The following is a 16,974-nucleotide window of genomic DNA, read 5'->3' as shown; positions in this document are numbered from 1 at the left end:
CGGCGCCGAGGCGCCACGTCGCCGCCCAGCCTGCACCGGGCCTGCCTCGCAGCCACCGAGCGAGGCCGCCTGTGACCTCGGAACTCGGGATCACGGGCCGCCTCGGCCCTGGTCCCTCGATGGGGTGAGTGCGGTGTGCGGGTCGAGATGCAGCGGGCAGGCTCGGGAGATGAGCGGACGTCGAGCGAAGCGTCAACGCCGGGAGGCTGCCACGGCGGCCGAGCGGCGGGTTCCGACTGGTCGGCTGCCCACGCTCTCCCGCCCGGTCACCGCGCAGGGATCGGAGCCGACCGAGGCGCAGCGCATCGCCGCCGACACCGAGGTCGTCGGCCGGGCGCTGCCTGCCGGGCATCCGGCGCTCACCGCCGAAGACGACGCGACGCCCCGGCAGGCCGAGGGCGAGCCGACCGCGGAGGCTGCGCGGGACGCCGACGAGGTGACCGGGCCGGGACACCCGGTGCGACCGGCCCCCGTGCTGCTCTGTGAGCCCCGCCGGACGCTGATGGTCACCGACGGGGACGGCGCCGCCACCGAACTGCAGATCGAGATAATCGTGCAGGCCGGTTTCGGCGGCCGCGTCGCCACGCCTGCCTCGGCGGTCGACGACGCGCCCGGCTGGACCCTGAGCCGGGCCGACGGCGGCCTGGAACTGCGCGACGACGAGGACGGATTGTGGGCTCGCGCCGAGATCACGGCCGCCCCGGAGTGGCTCGCCGCCGCCTCGTCCTCGGGGCAGGTGGTGGTCCTCTACGGCTTCCGGCTCGGCGTGGTGCCTCCGGACGTCCACCTCGCGAATCCCGGACAGACCTACACCGACGCCCTGCGGGCCGCCGAGTTGCGGGAGTCCTGTGCGGGCGGCTGGGTCGCGGGCGCCCGCGTCGCCTGGCGGTCCTGACGGCGGATGTGGGGACGAACGTCGTCGTCGTCCGTCTCGGCGCAGGTGCGGGCGACGGCTGGGGTTCGGGCGCAGGCAACGGCCGGGTCGTCTGCTTCGACGCCCGGCCTCGGCGGTCCCTCGAACTCCGTTGCCCGCCTGCATCCCCAGAATTGACGAGCCCGTCGCTCGGATGGTTCCGCCTGTGCCGGTCGAACCGGCCTTCCGGTTCTGCCGATGAACCACACTCGGCCGCTACCGGTCAGCGCCCCGATTCCGATCTGCCGTGTGACTCGCGCAGGGTCGCCCGTCGACTCTCGTACTCGTCCCTGTCGATCTCGCCTCGGGCGAACCTGTCGTCGAGGACGTGGTACGCGCCGCCGCCCTGGTCGCCGCCTGCCCAACCGCCGTGCCGAGGTGACGCGTGTGCGAACCGGCGAAGCACGAGCACCACCACGGTGATCAGCCCGGCCCAGAAGATGAGCATTCCGAGGAGCATGAGCCAGCCCCCGCCTGCCTGACCGTGATCCCAGTACGGCATGACGCCTGCCTCCCGTCCTTGCCGCCGGTCCGCTCGCGCACCTCGGCGCGGCTGTCGTGCTTCGCCCGGCGAGTTCGGCTGAGCCTGGTCGAGTTCCTGGGCCGTCGAGGGACGTGGTGGGCTCGGAGTGCTCCGAGCCCACGATGTTCCTCACCCCGTCCCGGCGAGCCGCGCGATGCCGGCGTCCGCGTCTGTAGCGACCGCCGACCTGCCTGCCCGCCGGACTGAGGTCGCGGGCCGTGCCCGGTCGGGACGACGATGTACGCGCCCGGCCGGGCACCGGGTGTGCTCACCCGACTGCTGCCTGGCGGCTCTGGACCAGGCCACACCCCTGCCCGCATCCGAGTCGGACCCCGAATCGCTCTCCGAATCGGACGTCCTCCACCCTGCCGCGCACGGCGGGGCCGTCGCCAGGGTCGAAAAGCCCTGATGGCGGGACCCTTCGGTCCTGTCGGGCGGGGCACCGACGCCCGTGCAGCAGGCCGACGACGTCGCCGCCGACGGGCCTGCGGGTCCGCTGTCCGTATAGGCGGTGCGGCCGGTCGACGGAGTCGACGGACCTGAGGCCGGTCAGCCGTCCCGTGCGGTGCGGACCGGCCCGCGCCATCGAGGAAGACGGCGGCGACGACGGCGCCCGCCTGTTCTGCACCGAGACGATTCAGCAGCACCAGGCGCAACACGTTGCCCAACAGCCCGGTGAAGATCTCGAACAGCACCTCGGCGGCCACGTCATCGCGCAGGATGTCCTCGGCCACCCCCCGGTCGATCAGGTCGCGCGCCGGCCGGGCGATCCGACGTTCCACCTCGTCGAGCTCCGCCGGCCGTTTCATCCCGCTGTCGAGCAGTCCTCGCGGGCCTGCGGGGCCCGCTGACCGGTTCGATCCGTCGTCGGGCCGGGTGGGGCGGATCGGCGGCCGTCGCCCTCGAGACCGGGCCCAGCGCCATGAGCACGGCGCAGACGATCATCATGATCCCCTTGTGCATGTCAGCCTCCTGCGTCATCAGCCGAAGACCCCAGGCTCGGCCGGCCGGAACCCTGTCATCGGTCGGGGCAGAACCGCTGCACCGCTGCGGAACATCGATGAGACGTAAGAGCTTCCAGTTTCGTCGGGAACGGATCGGCGATCGGGTGCAGGGCGGGCATCCGGCGAGTGAATTACCGATCATTGCTCGTCGTCGCCGAGTAGATTTGGCATGGGGGACACCACATCGTCGTGAACGAGGCAACGGTGCGGCGGTGCAGTCGGGCCGACGACGCCGAACAGAAGACAACACCGCCCAGTCGAATTGCGGCAGGCGGCGGTCCCTCGAAAAAGCACGGTGGAATCGAGGCCGCCTACGCGAAAATGGTGCGAACAGAGGAGCGCCTCCGCCGGGAAAACGGACGCACGGGCGATGCGAGTCCAGCCCGGAACGGACACTGGGGGGAGCGGAGCCTGCGGCATGTCAGAACTGCTCTTCGGGGTACTCGGGCCCGTCGTGGCATGTCGGGGCTCGGTGGCGGTGCGACTGCCGTCGGGAAAGCGACGGCTGGTCCTGGCGGTCCTGCTGCTGCACGCCGACGATCGGGTCGATCGAGAACAGATCATCGACGTCGTCTGGGGCGACAGACCGCCACCGAGTGCGGTCAACCTCGTGCAGAAGTACGTCGGGGAGGTTCGCCGAGCGCTGGGCCTGGACAGTCGCACGCTGGAGTCGGTCGGCCACGGCTATCTGCTCCGGGTGAGCCCGGAACAGCTCGACAGTGGACGGTTCGTCCGGCTCCTCGCCGAGGCTGTGCAGCGTCGGGTCGTCGGTGATCAGGCAGGCGCGCGGCTCGGGCTGGGCGAGGCGTCGGCGTTGTGGCGCGGCCCGGCCTTCAGCGGCATCGAGACCGCCGACGCCGTGACCGAGCGAGCGCGCCTCGACGAGTATCGGGTCCGCGCATGGGAGGAGCTGGCCGAACTCGATCTGTCGCGCGGCGAGAACGTGCCTGCGATCGCCGAGCTGTCCAGGCTGGCCGCCGAACACCCGTTTCGAGAACGAGTGCGCGAGCTGCACATGATCGCGCTCTATCGAGGGGGCAGGCACGCCGAGGCGCTGGCGGTGTTCCAGGACGTCCGAAGACTGCTGGCCGAGGAACTCGGCGCCGATCCGGGGCCTCGGCTGCGCATGGTGCACGAGCAGATCCTGCGGGCTGATCCCGCACTCGACTCGGCGGGCGAGCTGCCGCAGCCGGTGCTATCGCCGGTCTGTCAGCTTCCCTCAGACATCCCGACCTCACCGGCCGCGTCGCCGAGTTCGACAGCCTGCTCGCGACCTTGACCGGTCGTGGTGGTCTCGCCGCAGGCGCGCCGCCCGCCGTCGGTCGCATTCCGGTGGTCGTGGGCCCGCCGGGAACGGGCAAGTCGACGTTGGCCGTGCACGCCGCTCACCAGGTGCGTGGGCTGTTTCCCGACGGGCAGCTCCACCTCGATCTCGCGGCACCTCGGATCTGCCGAGGGAACCGGTCGTGATGCTGGCGGAGCTGCTGCGCGCGCTCGGCGTCACCGACGCGGTCATGCCGGACGGCCTGGCCGAGCGGGCGGCGCTGTACCGTTCCCGCCTTGCCGATCGTCGGATCCTCGTGCTGCTCGGCGACTGAGGCGTCGACGCGCGTGGGCCGCTTGAGACGCTCCCCCTCGGGACGGTCGCCCGTCGGGTCCGCAGTCCCGAGACTCCAGCGGAGGTCCTCCCCCAGGCGAGACGTGCAGGCTGCTCGGCTCGGTCCTCGCCGGCGTCCCCCTTCCCCTGGGACGGTGGAGACTGCGGCTGTCGGTGAATGGCCGAATCCGGCTGTTTCCTCGCTACCGTTCCACCGGCTGCCTAGGGTGCCGGTGAGTGACCGACCAACCTCTGGGAGCGACGATGCGCCAGCGACGTGCCGTGATCGGGACCGCCTTACTGTCCGCCGTCGGCCTGGCCGTCGGCATCGGACTCCCCGCCGGATCGGCGGCAGGCGACGCCCGCAACCGTGCCCCGCAGGCCCCGTCGTCCCTGACCGTCGACGACGGCGCGGCGCCGCTGAACGTCGAGGGACCGCCCTCGTTCGGCTGGCTGCCGCAGGATCGCGACCCGAACGAGACGCAGACCGCCTACCAGATCAGAGTCCACCGCGCGGCCGACGGCGCCGAGGTCTGGGACAGCCGCCGACAGCCCTCCGCCGAGCAGTCCTCGGTGTCCTACACCGGCCCGGACCTCGTCGCGGGCCGGGAATACCGGTGGACCGTCCGCACCTGGGACCGCGCGGGCAGCGTCTCGCCGTGGGCCGAGCCCGCGAGATTCGAGACCGGCCTCGGCGATGCGGACTGGGACGGCGCCGAGTGGATCCGCCGGGACGTCACCGAGGCCGACGACTACACCCTGGCGCGCACCGAGATCGTCGTCGCCGACAGCCCCGTGATCCGAGCCCGCGCCTACACGGCGGCCGACCACACTTACGAGCTGTTCCTCAACGGGGAGCGCGCCGATCGAGGCACCTCCTTCGCCCATTCCGACGAGGGCTACTACCAGGCCGCCGACGTCACCGACCTCGTCGAGCCGGGCGAGCCGCTGGCCGTCGGGGCACGCTACCACTGGTACGGCAGCGGACAGGGCAGACCGTCCTCGGCGCCCGGCCTGCTGCACAAGCTGGTCATCGAGCACGAGGACGGCAGCAGGCAGGTGGTCGTCACCGACGACACCTGGCGGGTCGCCCGCGACACCCGGTTCGTCGCCGACGCGCCGAGGCGCAACGGCGAGGGCGACCGGGTCGACGCGCAGGACGCCCGCGGCATCGTCGCCGACTGGGCGCGACCGGGCTTCAACGACACCGACTGGCTCGCCGCGACCAGCCTTGGCGCCCGTCCCGCCGAGCCCTTCACCCGGCTGATCGGCCAGGAGACACGACTGGCCGAGACCGAGATCCCGGCCGTCGAACTGCTGAGGGCCGAAGACGGGACGCCGGTCGCCGACTTCGGCGTGATCATCCCGGCGCGGCCCGTCGTGCGCTTCGACGAGGGCGAGACCGGGCGGACCGTGCCGATCCTCGCGGGCTACGAACTCACCGAGGACGGGCGGGTGTCGGCGGACCGGCTGTCCACTCAGGACACCGTGATGACCTTCCCCTACACCCAGGTCGACGGCGCCCAGGAATACCAGGCCTTCACCCATCTGGGCTTCCGTTACCTGGAGATCCCCGACGCGGGCGAGGACATCGACGTCGAGGACGTCTCCGCCGTCCTCGTGCACACCGCCGTGCCCGCCGACGAGGAGGCGAGCTTCCACAGCTCAGACGAGACCCTCACCGAGGTCTGGGACATGATGCAGCGGTCGGCGCTGTACTCCGTGCAGGAGCAGTTCGTCGACACCCCCACCAGGGAGAAGGGGCAGTTCCTCGGCGATGCCGTGACCATCTCCTACGCGACGATGCAGGGCTTCGGCGAGCGCGAGGCCACCCGGCAGGCGATCCGCGAGTTCCTCGCCTCCCAGGCCAGGCACTGGGCCGACGGCGAGGACGCGGGCCGATACAACGCGGTCTACCCGAACGGCGACGGCAAGCGCGACATCCCCGACTACACCGAGATGTTCGTCGACTGGGTGTGGCGGTACTACGAGGTCACCGGCGACCGCCAGCTGCTCGCCGAGGCCTACCCGGCGATCCGCGAGACCGCCGAGTACGTGCTGCGCCACATCCCCGAGGACGGGCCGACGGCGGGCCTGGTCACCGAGCTGTCCGGCGGCAGCGGCGCCTACGAGTACGGCATCGTCGACTGGCCCGCGCCCGGCCGCTTCGGCTACGACATGGACGCCGCCGCCCGCACCACCATCAACGCCCAGGCCGTCGAGGTGCTGCGCCGCACGGCCGACATGGCCGAGGTGCTGGAGCGGCCGGCGTCGGAGTTCGCGGACTATCGCCAGGCGGAGCTGGCGCTGGCGGACACGATGAACGAGCGCCTGCGGGACGCCGAGGGCGTCTACGTCGACGGCCTGCACGCCGACGGGACGCAGAGCACGCACCGAGGCCAGCACTCGACCTCCTATGCGATCGCGTTCGGCATCGCCCCGCAGGAGGACTACTCGGCGCTGGCCGACCACCTCACCTCGATGGGGATGCGGCAGGGACCGATGACGGCGCACTGGCTGTTGCAGGCCCTCTCCGACGCCGACCGGCCGGACGCGGTGCTGGAACTGCTCACCGACCGCGAGGATCTCGGGTGGGCGAACATCCTGGAGCAGGGCGGAACCTTCACCTGGGAGGCCTGGACCCTGGACGAGGGCACCAACCACAGCCAGTCGCACGGCTGGGGCGCGCAGGCCGCCGTCGACGTCGTCGAGACCATGCTCGGCATCCGCCTCGGCGAGCCGGGCGGGGCGACCGTGCTGATCGTGCCGCCCGCCGCCGGACCGGCGGACGCCGAGGGAACCGTGCACACTCAGCGCGGACCGGTGTCGCTGGACTGGGAGCGGACGAAACGCGGAGTCCGTGCCGACATGGACATTCCGGTCAACGTGACCGCCAGGGTGGAGCTGCCGAGGATCGAGGGCATGACCTACCGGTCCGCGGGCCGGACCCCGGCGCGCCACGTCGAGACCACCGAGGACCGGGTGATCTTCGAGGTCGGCTCGGGGAGTGCGAAGTTCATCCCGGTGCGGGGGACCGGGCCGCGCTGATCCACCTGGAATATCGACGACCTGGGGCGGACTTCGATCTCGAGCCCTAGGTCGTCGAGTCTTCCTGTCCGGATCGACCCTTCGAGATCTCAGATTACCAGTATCATTTCCTCCTCGGTTTCACCGGTCCGAGTCGTGGCTGTGTTGTCGGCTCGACGGCTAGTTGAAACTCGGTTTGTGGTCCGGGTCGCTTGGCATCAACAACTCTACCTGTATTCCTTTGTCGGTGTTCCTGATGCTAGCCTGGCATGTGGCGGTAGATCCGCGGTCGATGATTTCTTGGACAATACCCCGGTATCGTAACGTTGTGGCGTAGGTCAGCTGCCCGATGCGTCGTCCACGTAATCGGACCTCGATTGCCTGCTTTCCTCTGTATTTTCCTGATCCGATCACGCAGAAGTGTAGTGAGGCTGTCACTGACTGGCGGCCTTGTCGGTCAGCGGGAGCGTAGCGCTGAAGGACGTCCTGGTGCTTTCCTCCTTGTGTCACTGCACAAGTCCGTTCACCATGGAGTATCGCCACGCCATCCTGCTCCTGCGCTATTGCGGGATGTTCTGATCCGTTCGCGATGCGCAATGATCGGGGGTCGGATAAGTGTAGGTATATTCCGTAGTACTTTCGTCCGCCCCCAGTGATGCGGCCGGGGCAGGTGCCCATTCTTCCGCTGTGGAGGATCTTGATGAGTTCGGCATGGTAGAGGCGGGCCAATTCCCGGCTGAGATATCCTACTTTGACTGATTGTTGTCCGAGTACGACGTCAATTCGTACGGCGGTCTTGTCCCATGGGTTATACGGTTCCGGAACCAGTGCTGCGGTGACTGGAATGTGATCGTCGAAGGTGTTGCCAGACGTCGCCCCTCTCGTCACAAAGCGCAACGCCTGCTGATAGTAAGACTCCCCGACGACTGGAACTCGTCCCTCGGCAGGAAGTTGCAGCAAAGACAGTGTGATCGGTGAGAATCTTGCGGGTTCCGCGCCTTCGGGTTCGGTGTTGGCAGGTTTGCCCCATTGAATCGAGATGGGTGGCTGGCGGGCCTGCCTGCTCATTGGTCTCAGTGCACTCGGCTCAGGGACGCGTGCTGAGGGCGCCGATTTTTCGCTTCGAGGCTTCCTGGAGAAGGGCCACATTTGACGCAACCTCCCGTGATGTGTATCACTCTCGACCAAACTGGTTGATCGAGGAAGCGCGCGATGCTGTTACGAATAATCGCAAGATCGTGACCAAGCCGTTGAATAGCGGCCGGTGTGGGGCTAGGAAGGAGGCGAGTTGCCATGATCGACAGTTCCGCTGGGGGTTGGAGCGACGGCTGTTGTCGATCGATTCTCTCCGGAACTGCCCCTCAGGAAGATTTCTGCCTCAGCACACGCTGTCGCTGGGCTTCGGGGTGGCGAGCCCGAACAGCGGGCGCAGTCGGAGGCCGATCCAGGTGCCGCCGAGCGCGAACGCGCCCCACAGCCAGCCGTGCAGGCTGCCGGTGGAGATGCCGCCGAGGTAGGCGCCGATGTTGCAGCCGCCCGCCAGCCGCGCCCCGATACCCATCAACACGCCGCCCAGCACGGCCGCCAACGCGGTCCGCCACGGGATCTCGGCCCGGAAACGCCAGGCGCCCGCCGCCGCTGCGGCGACCGCCGCGCCGAGGATGATACCGAGGTTGGTGAGGCTGGTCTTGTCCGTCAGCAGCGGAGCGGCCAGGGCCTGGGCGTTGCTGCTGCTCTGCCAGAACTCCCATGCCTCGGGCTGAAACCCGATGACCTGGAGGAGTTTCGCTCCCCAGAGGGCGAAAGCGAAGGTGACTCCCCAGGTGCCGCCGGACACCAGGACCACCGAGGCGGCGAGCACCGCGAGAACCACGGCGCCGACCAGCAGCGGCCACGAGCCCCGGAACACCCTGGCGATCCCGCGCGCCGTGGGCACTGCGCCGACCGGCGGGGGCGTGCGATGAGCCTGCACGACCCTGGTCAGCAGCACGATGCCGAGCAGCACGACGATGGTGATCGCCCAGGAACCGAACCAGCCGACGTGATCGGACAACAGGATGCCCGGCACCTGCGGCCAGCCGTCGAAGACGGGGAAGGCCCAGGTGTAGAACACCGAGCCCAGGATGAAGCCGCCCAGCGTCAGCACGATCGTCGACTGCCCGGCGCCGACGGCGAACAGCGTGCCCGAGGCGCAGGCCCCGCCGAGCTGCATGCCGACGGCGAAGAGGGCCGCGCCCGCGAACAACGCCAGGCCGATCGGACCCGCCGACACCTCGGGAACAGCCCCGAACAGACCCGCGCCGGAGACCACGATGAGCGAGATCAACGTGGCCGCCGTGCCGAGCAGCAGCGCATGCGCCCGCAGCCCCCGGCCGTTGCCGACGGCGACGAGCTGCCGCCAGGCCGAGGTGAAGCCGAACCGCGAGTGGAAGAGCGCCACGCCGAGGCCTAAGCCGATCATCAGCAGCGTGCCGGGACGAGGCCCGTGCGTGATCCACACGTACCAGCTCAGCGCGACCGCCAGGACTGCCGCGATGGTGAGCGGGACCACCCGGACCGGCTCCTCCGGGGCGGGCGTCGGTGCGGCGCACGACGTCGGCGACCTCAGGAGCAGATCGGCGGTTCTCCCGGCGTTTCCGCCGGTGGGCTGGTCGGTGGTGGCGGACACGGGGCACTCCAGGACGAGAGTCGGCTGCGCGGACTATCCCGGGAGGCTAGGTCGTCACCGGTCGGCCGGGCAGGGTGTCTCACTGGATGGACGTCGCCGTGCCTGCCTGCTCGACGGGCAGACACATTCGTCCCGGCCGTCGTGAGCATGTGTCGGACCGGCCGTCTCGTAGAGTGGGCGGTCGGGCTTGTACCGCTCCGGCTGATCCGGTGACGCCAACCGTCGCCGAATCGCTTGGGGAGGGCAAGCGTCATGCGACACGCCTGGCGACTCCGAACTCAAATTCGGGCGTGTTGGTCACTGCTCGGTAACCTTGGCGCGTTGAGGAAGGCAATACCCCTGCTGCGGCAGGGTGGCACCGGCCCTCCGGGGCCGGTGAGGATCGCAACTGTCGTCGGCGGGGGTTGCCAACACGCCGGGGCTGGCGTGGCACCGGCCCTCCGGGGCCGGTGAGGATCGCAACCGGGATCTCCACGCCGTCGCCGGCGACGACCAGGCGGGTGGCACCGGCCCTCCGGGGCCGGTGAGGATCGCAACGAGGCGCACCGCGATCACCGCCAGCAGTTCGGCGGCGGTGGCACCGGCCCTCCGGGGCCGGTGAGGATCGCAACTGATCTGATCTGATCGCAGGCTGACGAAGCCCCGCCGGGTGGCACCGGCCCTCCGGGGCCGGTGAGGATCGCAACTGCCCAGACCGGCCCGCCTGGCGGCCGACGGGCTCGAGTGGCACCGGCCCTTCGGGGCCGGTGAGGATCGCAACGTCCACAGCCGTCACCAGGGCGAGCTGTCCGCACTGGTGGCACCGGCCCTTCGGGGCCGGTGAGGATCGCAACAAGGCCAGTCGGTCGCGCAGCCGTTGACGAGTGGCGGTGGCACCGGCCCTTCGGGGCCGGTGAGGATCGCAACCTTCTCGTGACCTCCTCCAGACCGACCGCGAGCTGCGTGGCACCGGCCCTTCGGGGCCGGTGAGGATCGCAACGACCGCGTGCCGACGGCTCGCGATCTGCGCGGGGAGTGGCACTGGCCCTTCGGGGCCGGTGAGGATCGCAACCCCCACCGACACCGCCGACAACATCCCCGCGTGGGTGGCACCGGCCCTTCGGGTCCGGTGAGGATCGCAACACCGAACAGCAGCTGCGGGTGCTGGGCGGCCGAGACAGGTGGCACCGGCCCTCCGGGGCCGGTGAGGATCGCAACTGGCCGATCCACGAGGCGAAGCCCCTCGATCCAGGGCGGTGGCACCGGCCCTTCGGAGCCGGTGAGGATCGCAACTCCATCTTCGACAGCGTCGAATTACGTAGACGGATGAAGTGCCACCGGCCCTTCGGGGCCGGTGGATCACAAGGCCGCTCATCAACCGCGACCCGTCGCGTTCAGGCGAGCACGGTCCACTGGCCTCTGGTGCGGTGGGTGAGCGTCCAGGCTCGCGTCTCGGCGACGGCGGCGGTCGCGGAGACGACGTGGTCACCGATCTGTCGGGCGATCTGCTGGTCGCCTGCCGTGAAGCGGACCGTGACTCGGGCTTCGCCCGCCACGACGTCCACTGCCGAGGCCTCGACGGTGGCGAACTCGGCTGCGGCCTCGGCGGCGGTCGGCACGACTCGCTCCGGTGCGACACCGGGTCGCAGCATCCCGATCGTCATCGTCACGCGGAAAGATGGCATGGCCCGGCAGAGTACGGCAGCCTCGCTCCCGTCCTGCCGCACGAGGTCTTCTCCGGCCGGGCGGCTTGGGCTCACCTTGTATTGCGCGGTGTGGTGACTCGATTCCTGGTCTGAGATCGGCAGCGCACCCGGCTCGCGGTGACCAGCCCGGTCATCGGCCGCACCTCGGAGCGTCCTCGTCGCGGGTCGCTCCCGCAGTACTCGGCCCAGACCGAGCGTGCCGAGGTGACGATGAGGAAGATCAGCCCGGTCATCGGCGATCCGATGCTGTCGACCCTCCGGTGTGTGGTGCTTGGATATCAGCAGGCGTCAGCTTCGCGTTGCTGGAAGGTCAAAGGGAGCAGCCGAAGCGCGACCACGGTTCCGAGCTGACCCGCTGTCGACCGGGGGCAAGCTCGATGTCGGGAGCGCTCTGTCCGCTGTGGACCCGAGAATCGTCGGCGGTCCCGGCTACCGTTCCCGTGCTGTCGAGGTGTCCGGTGACCCCACGAGCGGCGTACCGGACGTGGTCGAAACGGGGGAATGTCGTGGCGGGTGTCTCATCGACGGGCTGGGCGAAACCCACACCGCCCTGGACCGACCTTGCCGAGGTCCGGGCTCGATTCGACGCGGGTGCCGATCCGAACGTCGGCGGGTATCTGGGTGATCCGCCCCTGCACCAGGCGGCCTCCGAAGGCTCGCCCGAGGTGGTCGCCGAGTTGGCCGGGCGAGTTCGCGACGTCGATGCTCGATCCAGTGGTCACACCGCGCTCTGGACGGCCGTCTACGAGGGCCGGCCGGAGAATGCCCGTGTACTCCTCGCCGCCGGGGCGGACCCGTGGCAGCCGATGATGTCGGGCTGGTCGCCGGGCAGGCTCAGCCTGGCGGGTGCCGATGCCGGATTGTTCGGCAGCCCGCCCGACGGGGTGTGCCTGTCGGCTGCGGAGAAGGCCGCTTCGGCGGAGGGCCGCAGGCTGATCGCGGCACTGGGCGATGACTACTTCGACGGCTTCGGGCTGCTGTGCGTCGCCGACGTCACGGCAGCCGAGACGGCCCGACGCCTGGACGCCGTGCCGATGACCGACACCGGACCCGGCTCGTTCGTCGACGATCCCTGGGACCGCGAACTGGACAACGAGACGCTGCGCATCTTCGGCGTCACCGACGTGCCGGGCGGCGTCATCCTCACGCAGCCGTGGGGATACGGGCCGTCGATGCCCGGCGTCGCGACCCGCGTCTCGGTCGGCACACATGCCTACGGGCTCTACGTCAACCCGAAGAGCGGCGGTCAGGGCAGTATCGTGCGGGACGGGGTGATCGAAGGCTCGGACCTGATCTGCGGCCACTGGCACGGCGCCACGTCGTCCGAAGAAGTCCTCGCCGCGTACCTCTATCGGTACTCGGGGGTGGCCTACGCGTGTGCTTATGCCGGGCTTCGGCCGACAGACACCCGTCCGGTCGCCGGGCCGCCCGATCGCTGGCTCCGCCTGCCAGACCGGGACTATTGGCAATGATCGGCCGCGCTACGACGGCGAAGGTGTCAGGGCGAGCCCGTCATTCTGCTCCCACAGCCTCGGCGGCCTGCCGGGTGCGGTGCCTCGGTCTGTCGCCTTCCCTTCGGCGATGAGATCTCGGACCAGGCGCGGAGCGGGTCCGAGGCGCCGGCAGCGTCCTCGACATCGTGGTCGGGGCCGTCGCCCGGCTCGGCAAGATAGGAGAACGGGCCTGCCGCGTAGCCCGTCGACAGGGTGACGTCACGGCTCATCGTGACGCACTACCGATCGACGCTGTCGTCCACGGAGGCCTGCCGACATCGAGCCCCCGCCGCGAGCTGCATCCCCCGGACCCCGCCGAGGCCTGGTCACCGTCGGCCTGCACGGTGAGATCGTCGGGCGCGGCCGAGTCCCGCCTGTCTCCGTGCGGCCATCAGGGAATTCAACGAATGCCGACCGAACAACCGCCTGGAGTCGTTCGACTGTCTTCTGCCGCCGCGCTCCGGATCTATTCCGTTCAGTGACATACCCGACTGGGTGGGTATCTCCCTGGAGCGACAGGGGATTTCCGTGCAGCCGCTTGTTAGCCTCGGTTCGTGTCGATCGAACTGGAGCCGTCCCCGCTAGAACCAGCCCCGGCCGCGTCGGCTATGCGGCGGGCCTTGCGTCGCGCCAGGGACGGGGTGACGCTCGACGCCACCGAGGCCTCCGTGCTGCTGCACGCCCGTGACGCCGATCTCGACGAACTCCTCGCGGTCGCGGGTCGGGCGCGTGATGCGCACCTGACGGCGGAGGGCCGCGCAGGCCTGGTCACCTACAGCCGCAAGGTGTTCATCCCCCTGACCCGGTTGTGCCGCGACCGCTGCCACTACTGCACCTTCGCGACCGTGCCGCACAAGGTCGAGTCCGCCTATCTCGAGCGCGAGGAGGTCGTGGCAATCGCGCGCCAGGGCGCCGAGGCGGGCTGCAAAGAGGCCCTGTTCACCCTGGGCGACCGGCCGGAGCTGCGCTGGGACGCCGCCTCCGAGTGGCTCGAGGCACGCGGCTACTCGTCCACAGTGGACTACCTGCGGTCCTGTGCCGTCGCGGTCCTGGAGGAGACCGGCCTGCTCCCGCATCTCAACCCCGGCGTGCTGAGCTGGTCCGAGATGACCAGGCTCAAGCCCGTCGCTCCCAGCATGGGCATGATGCTGGAGACCACGTCCGAGCGGCTGTGGAGCGAGAAGGGCATGCCGCACTACGCCAGCCCGGACAAGGAGCCCGCCGTCCGGCTCAAGGTGCTCGCCGAGGCCGGTCGCATCGGCATCCCCTTCACCAGCGGCATCCTCATCGGCATCGGCGAGACGCGCCTCGAACGCGCCGAGGCGTTGCTCGCCCTGCGTGCCTCCGCCCGCCAGTACGGGCATCTCCAAGAGGTGATCGTCCAGAACTTCCGCGCCAAGCCGGACACCGCGATGCGCGGAATGCCCGACGCCGACCTGAACGAACTCGCGGCCACGATCGCGGTGGCCCGGCTGCTGATGCCCTCGGGCGTCAGCGTGCAGGCGCCGCCGAACCTCGTCGGGGCCGAACACGGCCTGATGCTGCGGGCAGGCATCGACGACTGGGGCGGGGTGTCCCCGGTGACGCCCGACCACGTCAACCCCGAACGCCCCTGGCCCGCGATCGACGCGCTGCGCGAGGTCACCGCCGAGAACGGCTTCGCCCTGCGTGAGCGGCTCACCATCTACCCGCGTCATCTGCGGCAGGGCCTAGCCGGGGACAGCACCCAGTGGCTCGACACCAGGGTCGCGGCCCACGTCGCGGCGCTGGCCACCCCGGACGGTCTCGCCGACGAGGCCGCCGTCCTCGCGGGCCGCCCCTGGCAGGAGCCCGACGGCGGGATCGAGTCGGTCGGCCGCACCGACCTGCACGTCGGCATCGACACCGTCGGCCGCAGCGAGGACCGGCGCGGCGACTTCGACACCGTCTACGGCGACTGGGACTCGCTCAAGGCGAGCCTGCCGGACACCGCCGCACCCGAACGCCTGGACACCGACGTCCGCGCGGGCCTGCGCATCGCCGCCGCCGACCCGGCCGCCCTGCTCGACGAGGCCAACACCGCCGCCGCCATGGCCTTGATGACCTGCGACGGCGTGGCGCTGGACGCGCTCGCGGGCCTCGCGGACGACCTGCGTCGCAGCGTCGTCGGCGACGACGTCACCTACGTCGTCAACCGCAACATCAACTTCTCCAACATCTGCTACGTGGGCTGCCGATTCTGCGCCTTCGCCCAGCGGGAACGCGACGCAGACGCCTACCGCCTGTCTCCGGCGGAGGTCGCCGACCGGGCCGAGGAGGCCTGGCGGGCGGGCGCCACCGAGGTCTGCATGCAGGGCGGCATCGACCCGAAGCTGCCGGTCACCGGCTACGTCGACCTGGTGCGCGCGGTGCGGGCCCGCGTGCCGGAGATGCACGTGCACGCCTTCAGTCCGATGGAGATCGTCAGCGTCGCGGCCAAGGCGGGCATCAGCATCGAGGAGTGCCTCACCGAGCTGCGCGACGCCGGGCTGGGCAGCATCCCCGGCACCGCCGCCGAGATCCTCGACGACGACGTCCGCTGGGTGCTGACCAAGGGGAAGCTGCCCGCCGCCCAGTGGATCGAGGTCGTCAGCACCGCGCACCGGCTGGGCATCCCGTCCTCCTCGACGATGATGTACGGCCACGTCGACACCCCGGAACACTGGCTGGGCCACCTGCGCACCCTCGCCGGAGTGCAGGACACGGCGAAGGCGAACGGGGTCGGTGGCTTCACCGAGTTCGTGCCGCTGCCCTTCGTCCACCGCAACGCGCCGCTCTACCTGGCGGGCCTGGCCCGGCCGGGGCCGACGCGGCGGGACAACCGCGCGGTGCACGCCATGGCGCGGCTCCTGCTGCACGGCCGGATCGACAACGTGCAGTGCTCCTGGGTGAAGCTCGGCGAGGAGGGCTCCACCGAGGTGCTCACCGGCGGCGCCAACGACGTCGGCGGCACGCTCATGGAGGAGACCATCAGCCGGATGGCGGGCTCCGAACACGGCTCCGCGCGCACCGTCGAGCAGCTCCGTGCCCTGGCCGACCGCATCGGCCGCCCGGCCCGGCAGCGCGGCACCACCTACGGCCGGGTTGGCCGGGTGCAGCTCGGGTTGTCGCCGGTCGGCGGGGCGGTCGCCGAGGGCGCGACCTGCGCGGCGCATCAGGGGTGAGGGCGGGCTGAGTATCGGCGACGTGCGTGGTGGCAGATTCGCGGTCGCCGGGCTGTCGGCCGTGCTCGCCCTCGGTGCTCTGCGCGATCCGGAACCGAAGGAGCGGACGACCGTTGCTCAGCAGTGAACTCGCCGAACTGGCCGGTGTCACCGTCCGCACGCTGCGCCATTACCACCAGATCGGGTTGCTGGCCGAGCCGCCGCGTTCGGCCGGTGGCTATCGGCGCTACGACGTGGGCCACCTGGTTCGGCTCCTGCGCATCACTCGGTTGACGGCCCTCGGCGTCCCGCTGTCCGCGCTGCCCCCGGTGCTGGACGATCCGGGGGCCGCCGAGCAGCTGCTCGAGGAGTTCGACCGGCAGGCCGCCGCGGAGATCGAACGGTTCACCGCTCGCCGGGCCAGTATCGCCGTGCTGCGCCGCACGGGCTCCCCACCGGATCTGCCCCCGGAGCTGGCGGCGTTCCGGTCGGCCCCCGAACCGGCCGTACCGGCCACGATGGCCCGTTACGAGCACGAGCAGCTGCTGCTGGTCGGGCACCTGCTCGGCGAGGCGGGCCACGCCGAGCTCATCGCGCTGCTCAGCGCCGGTACGGCGACCGTCGCTCCGCTCACGGCGCGGTTCTACGCCCTCGATTCCGACACCCCCGACGACGAGGTCGCGGCGCTCATCGACGACCTGGTCGCGCATCTGGAACCGATGGTGGCGCGCCTGACCGCGCTGCCCGCCATCGACCGGCGGGCGTCGGCGCTGGTGGACGAACTGGGCGAGCACAACCTGCGGCCCGTGCAGCACCGCGTCCTGCGTCGGGTCGAGCAGCGGTTGATCCGGTCCGACGGGTCCTGACCGGGGCCGCCCCGGCCCTTGCCTGCCGATATGGCGT

Annotated in this window: 15 protein-coding genes and 1 CRISPR repeat array; of the genes, 9 read left to right on the top strand and 6 right to left on the bottom strand. The window is 70.4% G+C overall.

From position 1 onward, the window contains the following. The first annotated feature begins 169 nt into the window (after positions 1 to 169). Positions 170 to 895: a hypothetical protein gene (locus tag UA74_RS18010; protein ID WP_075741314.1), complete on the top strand. Its 726-nt coding sequence runs from the start codon at positions 170 to 172 to the stop codon at positions 893 to 895. 241 nt (positions 896 to 1,136) lie between these two features. On the opposite strand, the gene UA74_RS18005 is transcribed toward UA74_RS18010, so the two are convergent. Further along, the gene (locus tag UA74_RS18005) at positions 1,137 to 1,415 is read right to left on the bottom strand and encodes an SHOCT domain-containing protein (RefSeq protein ID WP_075741313.1); all 279 of its coding nucleotides are present in this window, start codon (positions 1,413 to 1,415) and stop codon (positions 1,137 to 1,139) included. Positions 1,416 to 1,996: 581 nt separating this feature from the next. Here UA74_RS18005 and UA74_RS18000 point away from each other — a divergent pair. The 5 genes from UA74_RS18000 to UA74_RS17990 all read left to right on the top strand — a co-directional run bounded on the left by UA74_RS18000 (position 1,997) and on the right by UA74_RS17990 (position 7,085). After that, on the top strand, positions 1,997 to 2,287 hold the full coding sequence (locus UA74_RS18000) for a hypothetical protein (protein ID WP_075741312.1): 291 nt from the start codon (positions 1,997 to 1,999) through the stop codon (positions 2,285 to 2,287). A gap of 571 nt (positions 2,288 to 2,858) precedes the next feature. Further along, positions 2,859 to 3,719, top strand: coding sequence for an AfsR/SARP family transcriptional regulator (locus UA74_RS17995; RefSeq protein ID WP_075741311.1), 861 nt, complete (start codon positions 2,859 to 2,861; stop codon positions 3,717 to 3,719). After that, positions 3,716 to 3,910: a hypothetical protein gene (locus tag UA74_RS32080; protein ID WP_157434282.1), complete on the top strand. Its 195-nt coding sequence runs from the start codon at positions 3,716 to 3,718 to the stop codon at positions 3,908 to 3,910. Before UA74_RS17995 ends, UA74_RS32080 begins: the two co-directional genes overlap by 4 nt. After that, on the top strand, positions 3,910 to 4,038 hold the full coding sequence (locus UA74_RS34025) for a hypothetical protein (RefSeq protein WP_257787476.1): 129 nt from the start codon (positions 3,910 to 3,912) through the stop codon (positions 4,036 to 4,038). Before UA74_RS32080 ends, UA74_RS34025 begins: the two co-directional genes overlap by 1 nt. Positions 4,039 to 4,274: 236 nt before the next feature. After that, the gene (locus UA74_RS17990; RefSeq protein ID WP_232237310.1) at positions 4,275 to 7,085 is read left to right on the top strand and encodes a family 78 glycoside hydrolase catalytic domain; all 2,811 of its coding nucleotides are present in this window, start codon (positions 4,275 to 4,277) and stop codon (positions 7,083 to 7,085) included. A gap of 159 nt (positions 7,086 to 7,244) precedes the next feature. On the opposite strand, the gene UA74_RS34300 is transcribed toward UA74_RS17990, so the two are convergent. The 4 genes from UA74_RS34300 to UA74_RS17975 form a co-directional block, all read right to left on the bottom strand. Continuing rightward, complete coding sequence (locus tag UA74_RS34300) at positions 7,245 to 8,132, bottom strand: HIRAN domain-containing protein (protein ID WP_404799943.1); 888 nt, start codon at positions 8,130 to 8,132, stop codon at positions 7,245 to 7,247. Positions 8,133 to 8,442: 310 nt separating this feature from the next. After that, positions 8,443 to 9,732: a YeeE/YedE family protein gene (locus UA74_RS17985; RefSeq protein WP_075764984.1), complete on the bottom strand. Its 1,290-nt coding sequence runs from the start codon at positions 9,730 to 9,732 to the stop codon at positions 8,443 to 8,445. A 352-nt stretch (positions 9,733 to 10,084) separates the two neighbouring features. Further along, positions 10,085 to 11,004: direct repeats of the CRISPR family, unit length 37 nt; unit sequence GTGGCACCGGCCCTTCGGGGCCGGTGAGGATCGCAAC. A 101-nt stretch (positions 11,005 to 11,105) separates the two neighbouring features. Then, positions 11,106 to 11,396: a hypothetical protein gene (locus tag UA74_RS17980; protein ID WP_075741308.1), complete on the bottom strand. Its 291-nt coding sequence runs from the start codon at positions 11,394 to 11,396 to the stop codon at positions 11,106 to 11,108. Positions 11,397 to 11,467: 71 nt separating this feature from the next. Continuing rightward, a complete protein-coding gene (locus UA74_RS17975; RefSeq protein WP_075741307.1) occupies positions 11,468 to 11,650 on the bottom strand; it encodes a hypothetical protein in 183 nt (60 codons plus the stop codon). A 273-nt stretch (positions 11,651 to 11,923) separates the two neighbouring features. On the opposite strand from UA74_RS17975, the gene UA74_RS17970 reads away from it, so the two are divergent. Next, positions 11,924 to 12,889 carry an ankyrin repeat domain-containing protein gene (locus UA74_RS17970; RefSeq protein ID WP_075764982.1) on the top strand — a complete coding sequence of 322 codons (966 nt, stop codon included), beginning with the start codon at positions 11,924 to 11,926 and terminating at the stop codon, positions 12,887 to 12,889. Between the two features lie 26 nt (positions 12,890 to 12,915). Here UA74_RS17970 and UA74_RS17965 read toward each other — a convergent pair whose 3' ends face one another. After that, positions 12,916 to 13,140, bottom strand: coding sequence for a hypothetical protein (locus tag UA74_RS17965; RefSeq protein WP_075741305.1), 225 nt, complete (start codon positions 13,138 to 13,140; stop codon positions 12,916 to 12,918). Between the two features lie 378 nt (positions 13,141 to 13,518). On the opposite strand from UA74_RS17965, the gene UA74_RS17960 reads away from it, so the two are divergent. Both UA74_RS17960 and UA74_RS17955 read left to right on the top strand, forming a co-directional pair. Next, positions 13,519 to 16,092: a bifunctional FO biosynthesis protein CofGH gene (locus tag UA74_RS17960; protein ID WP_232237854.1), complete on the top strand. Its 2,574-nt coding sequence runs from the start codon at positions 13,519 to 13,521 to the stop codon at positions 16,090 to 16,092. A gap of 113 nt (positions 16,093 to 16,205) precedes the next feature. Continuing rightward, positions 16,206 to 16,937 carry a MerR family transcriptional regulator gene (locus UA74_RS17955; RefSeq protein ID WP_075764980.1) on the top strand — a complete coding sequence of 244 codons (732 nt, stop codon included), beginning with the start codon at positions 16,206 to 16,208 and terminating at the stop codon, positions 16,935 to 16,937. The last annotated feature ends 37 nt before the right edge of the window (positions 16,938 to 16,974 follow it).

Source organism: Actinoalloteichus fjordicus, assembly GCF_001941625.1.
Taxonomy (GTDB): domain Bacteria; phylum Actinomycetota; class Actinomycetes; order Mycobacteriales; family Pseudonocardiaceae; genus Actinoalloteichus_A; species Actinoalloteichus_A fjordicus.
The sequence above is the reverse complement of the archived record's forward strand: the minus strand, read 5'-3'. Positions and strand labels throughout refer to the sequence as shown.

Bases quoted from the DNA above. Each gene is read 5' to 3' on its own strand.
- UA74_RS18010 (WP_075741314.1), top strand. From the start codon at position 170: ATGAGCGGACGTCGAGCGAAGCGTCAACGCCGGGAGGCTGCCACGGCG.
- UA74_RS18005 (WP_075741313.1), bottom strand. From the start codon at position 1,415: ATGCCGTACTGGGATCACGGTCAGGCAGGCGGGGGCTGGCTCATGCTC.
- UA74_RS17995 (WP_075741311.1), top strand. From the start codon at position 2,859: ATGTCAGAACTGCTCTTCGGGGTACTCGGGCCCGTCGTGGCATGTCGG.
- UA74_RS34025 (WP_257787476.1), top strand. From the start codon at position 3,910: ATGCTGGCGGAGCTGCTGCGCGCGCTCGGCGTCACCGACGCGGTCATG.
- UA74_RS34300 (WP_404799943.1), bottom strand. From the start codon at position 8,132: ATGAGCAGGCAGGCCCGCCAGCCACCCATCTCGATTCAATGGGGCAAA.
- UA74_RS17980 (WP_075741308.1), bottom strand. From the start codon at position 11,396: ATGCCATCTTTCCGCGTGACGATGACGATCGGGATGCTGCGACCCGGT.
- UA74_RS17975 (WP_075741307.1), bottom strand. From the start codon at position 11,650: ATGACCGGGCTGATCTTCCTCATCGTCACCTCGGCACGCTCGGTCTGG.
- UA74_RS17965 (WP_075741305.1), bottom strand. From the start codon at position 13,140: ATGAGCCGTGACGTCACCCTGTCGACGGGCTACGCGGCAGGCCCGTTC.
- UA74_RS17960 (WP_232237854.1), top strand. From the start codon at position 13,519: ATGCGGCGGGCCTTGCGTCGCGCCAGGGACGGGGTGACGCTCGACGCC.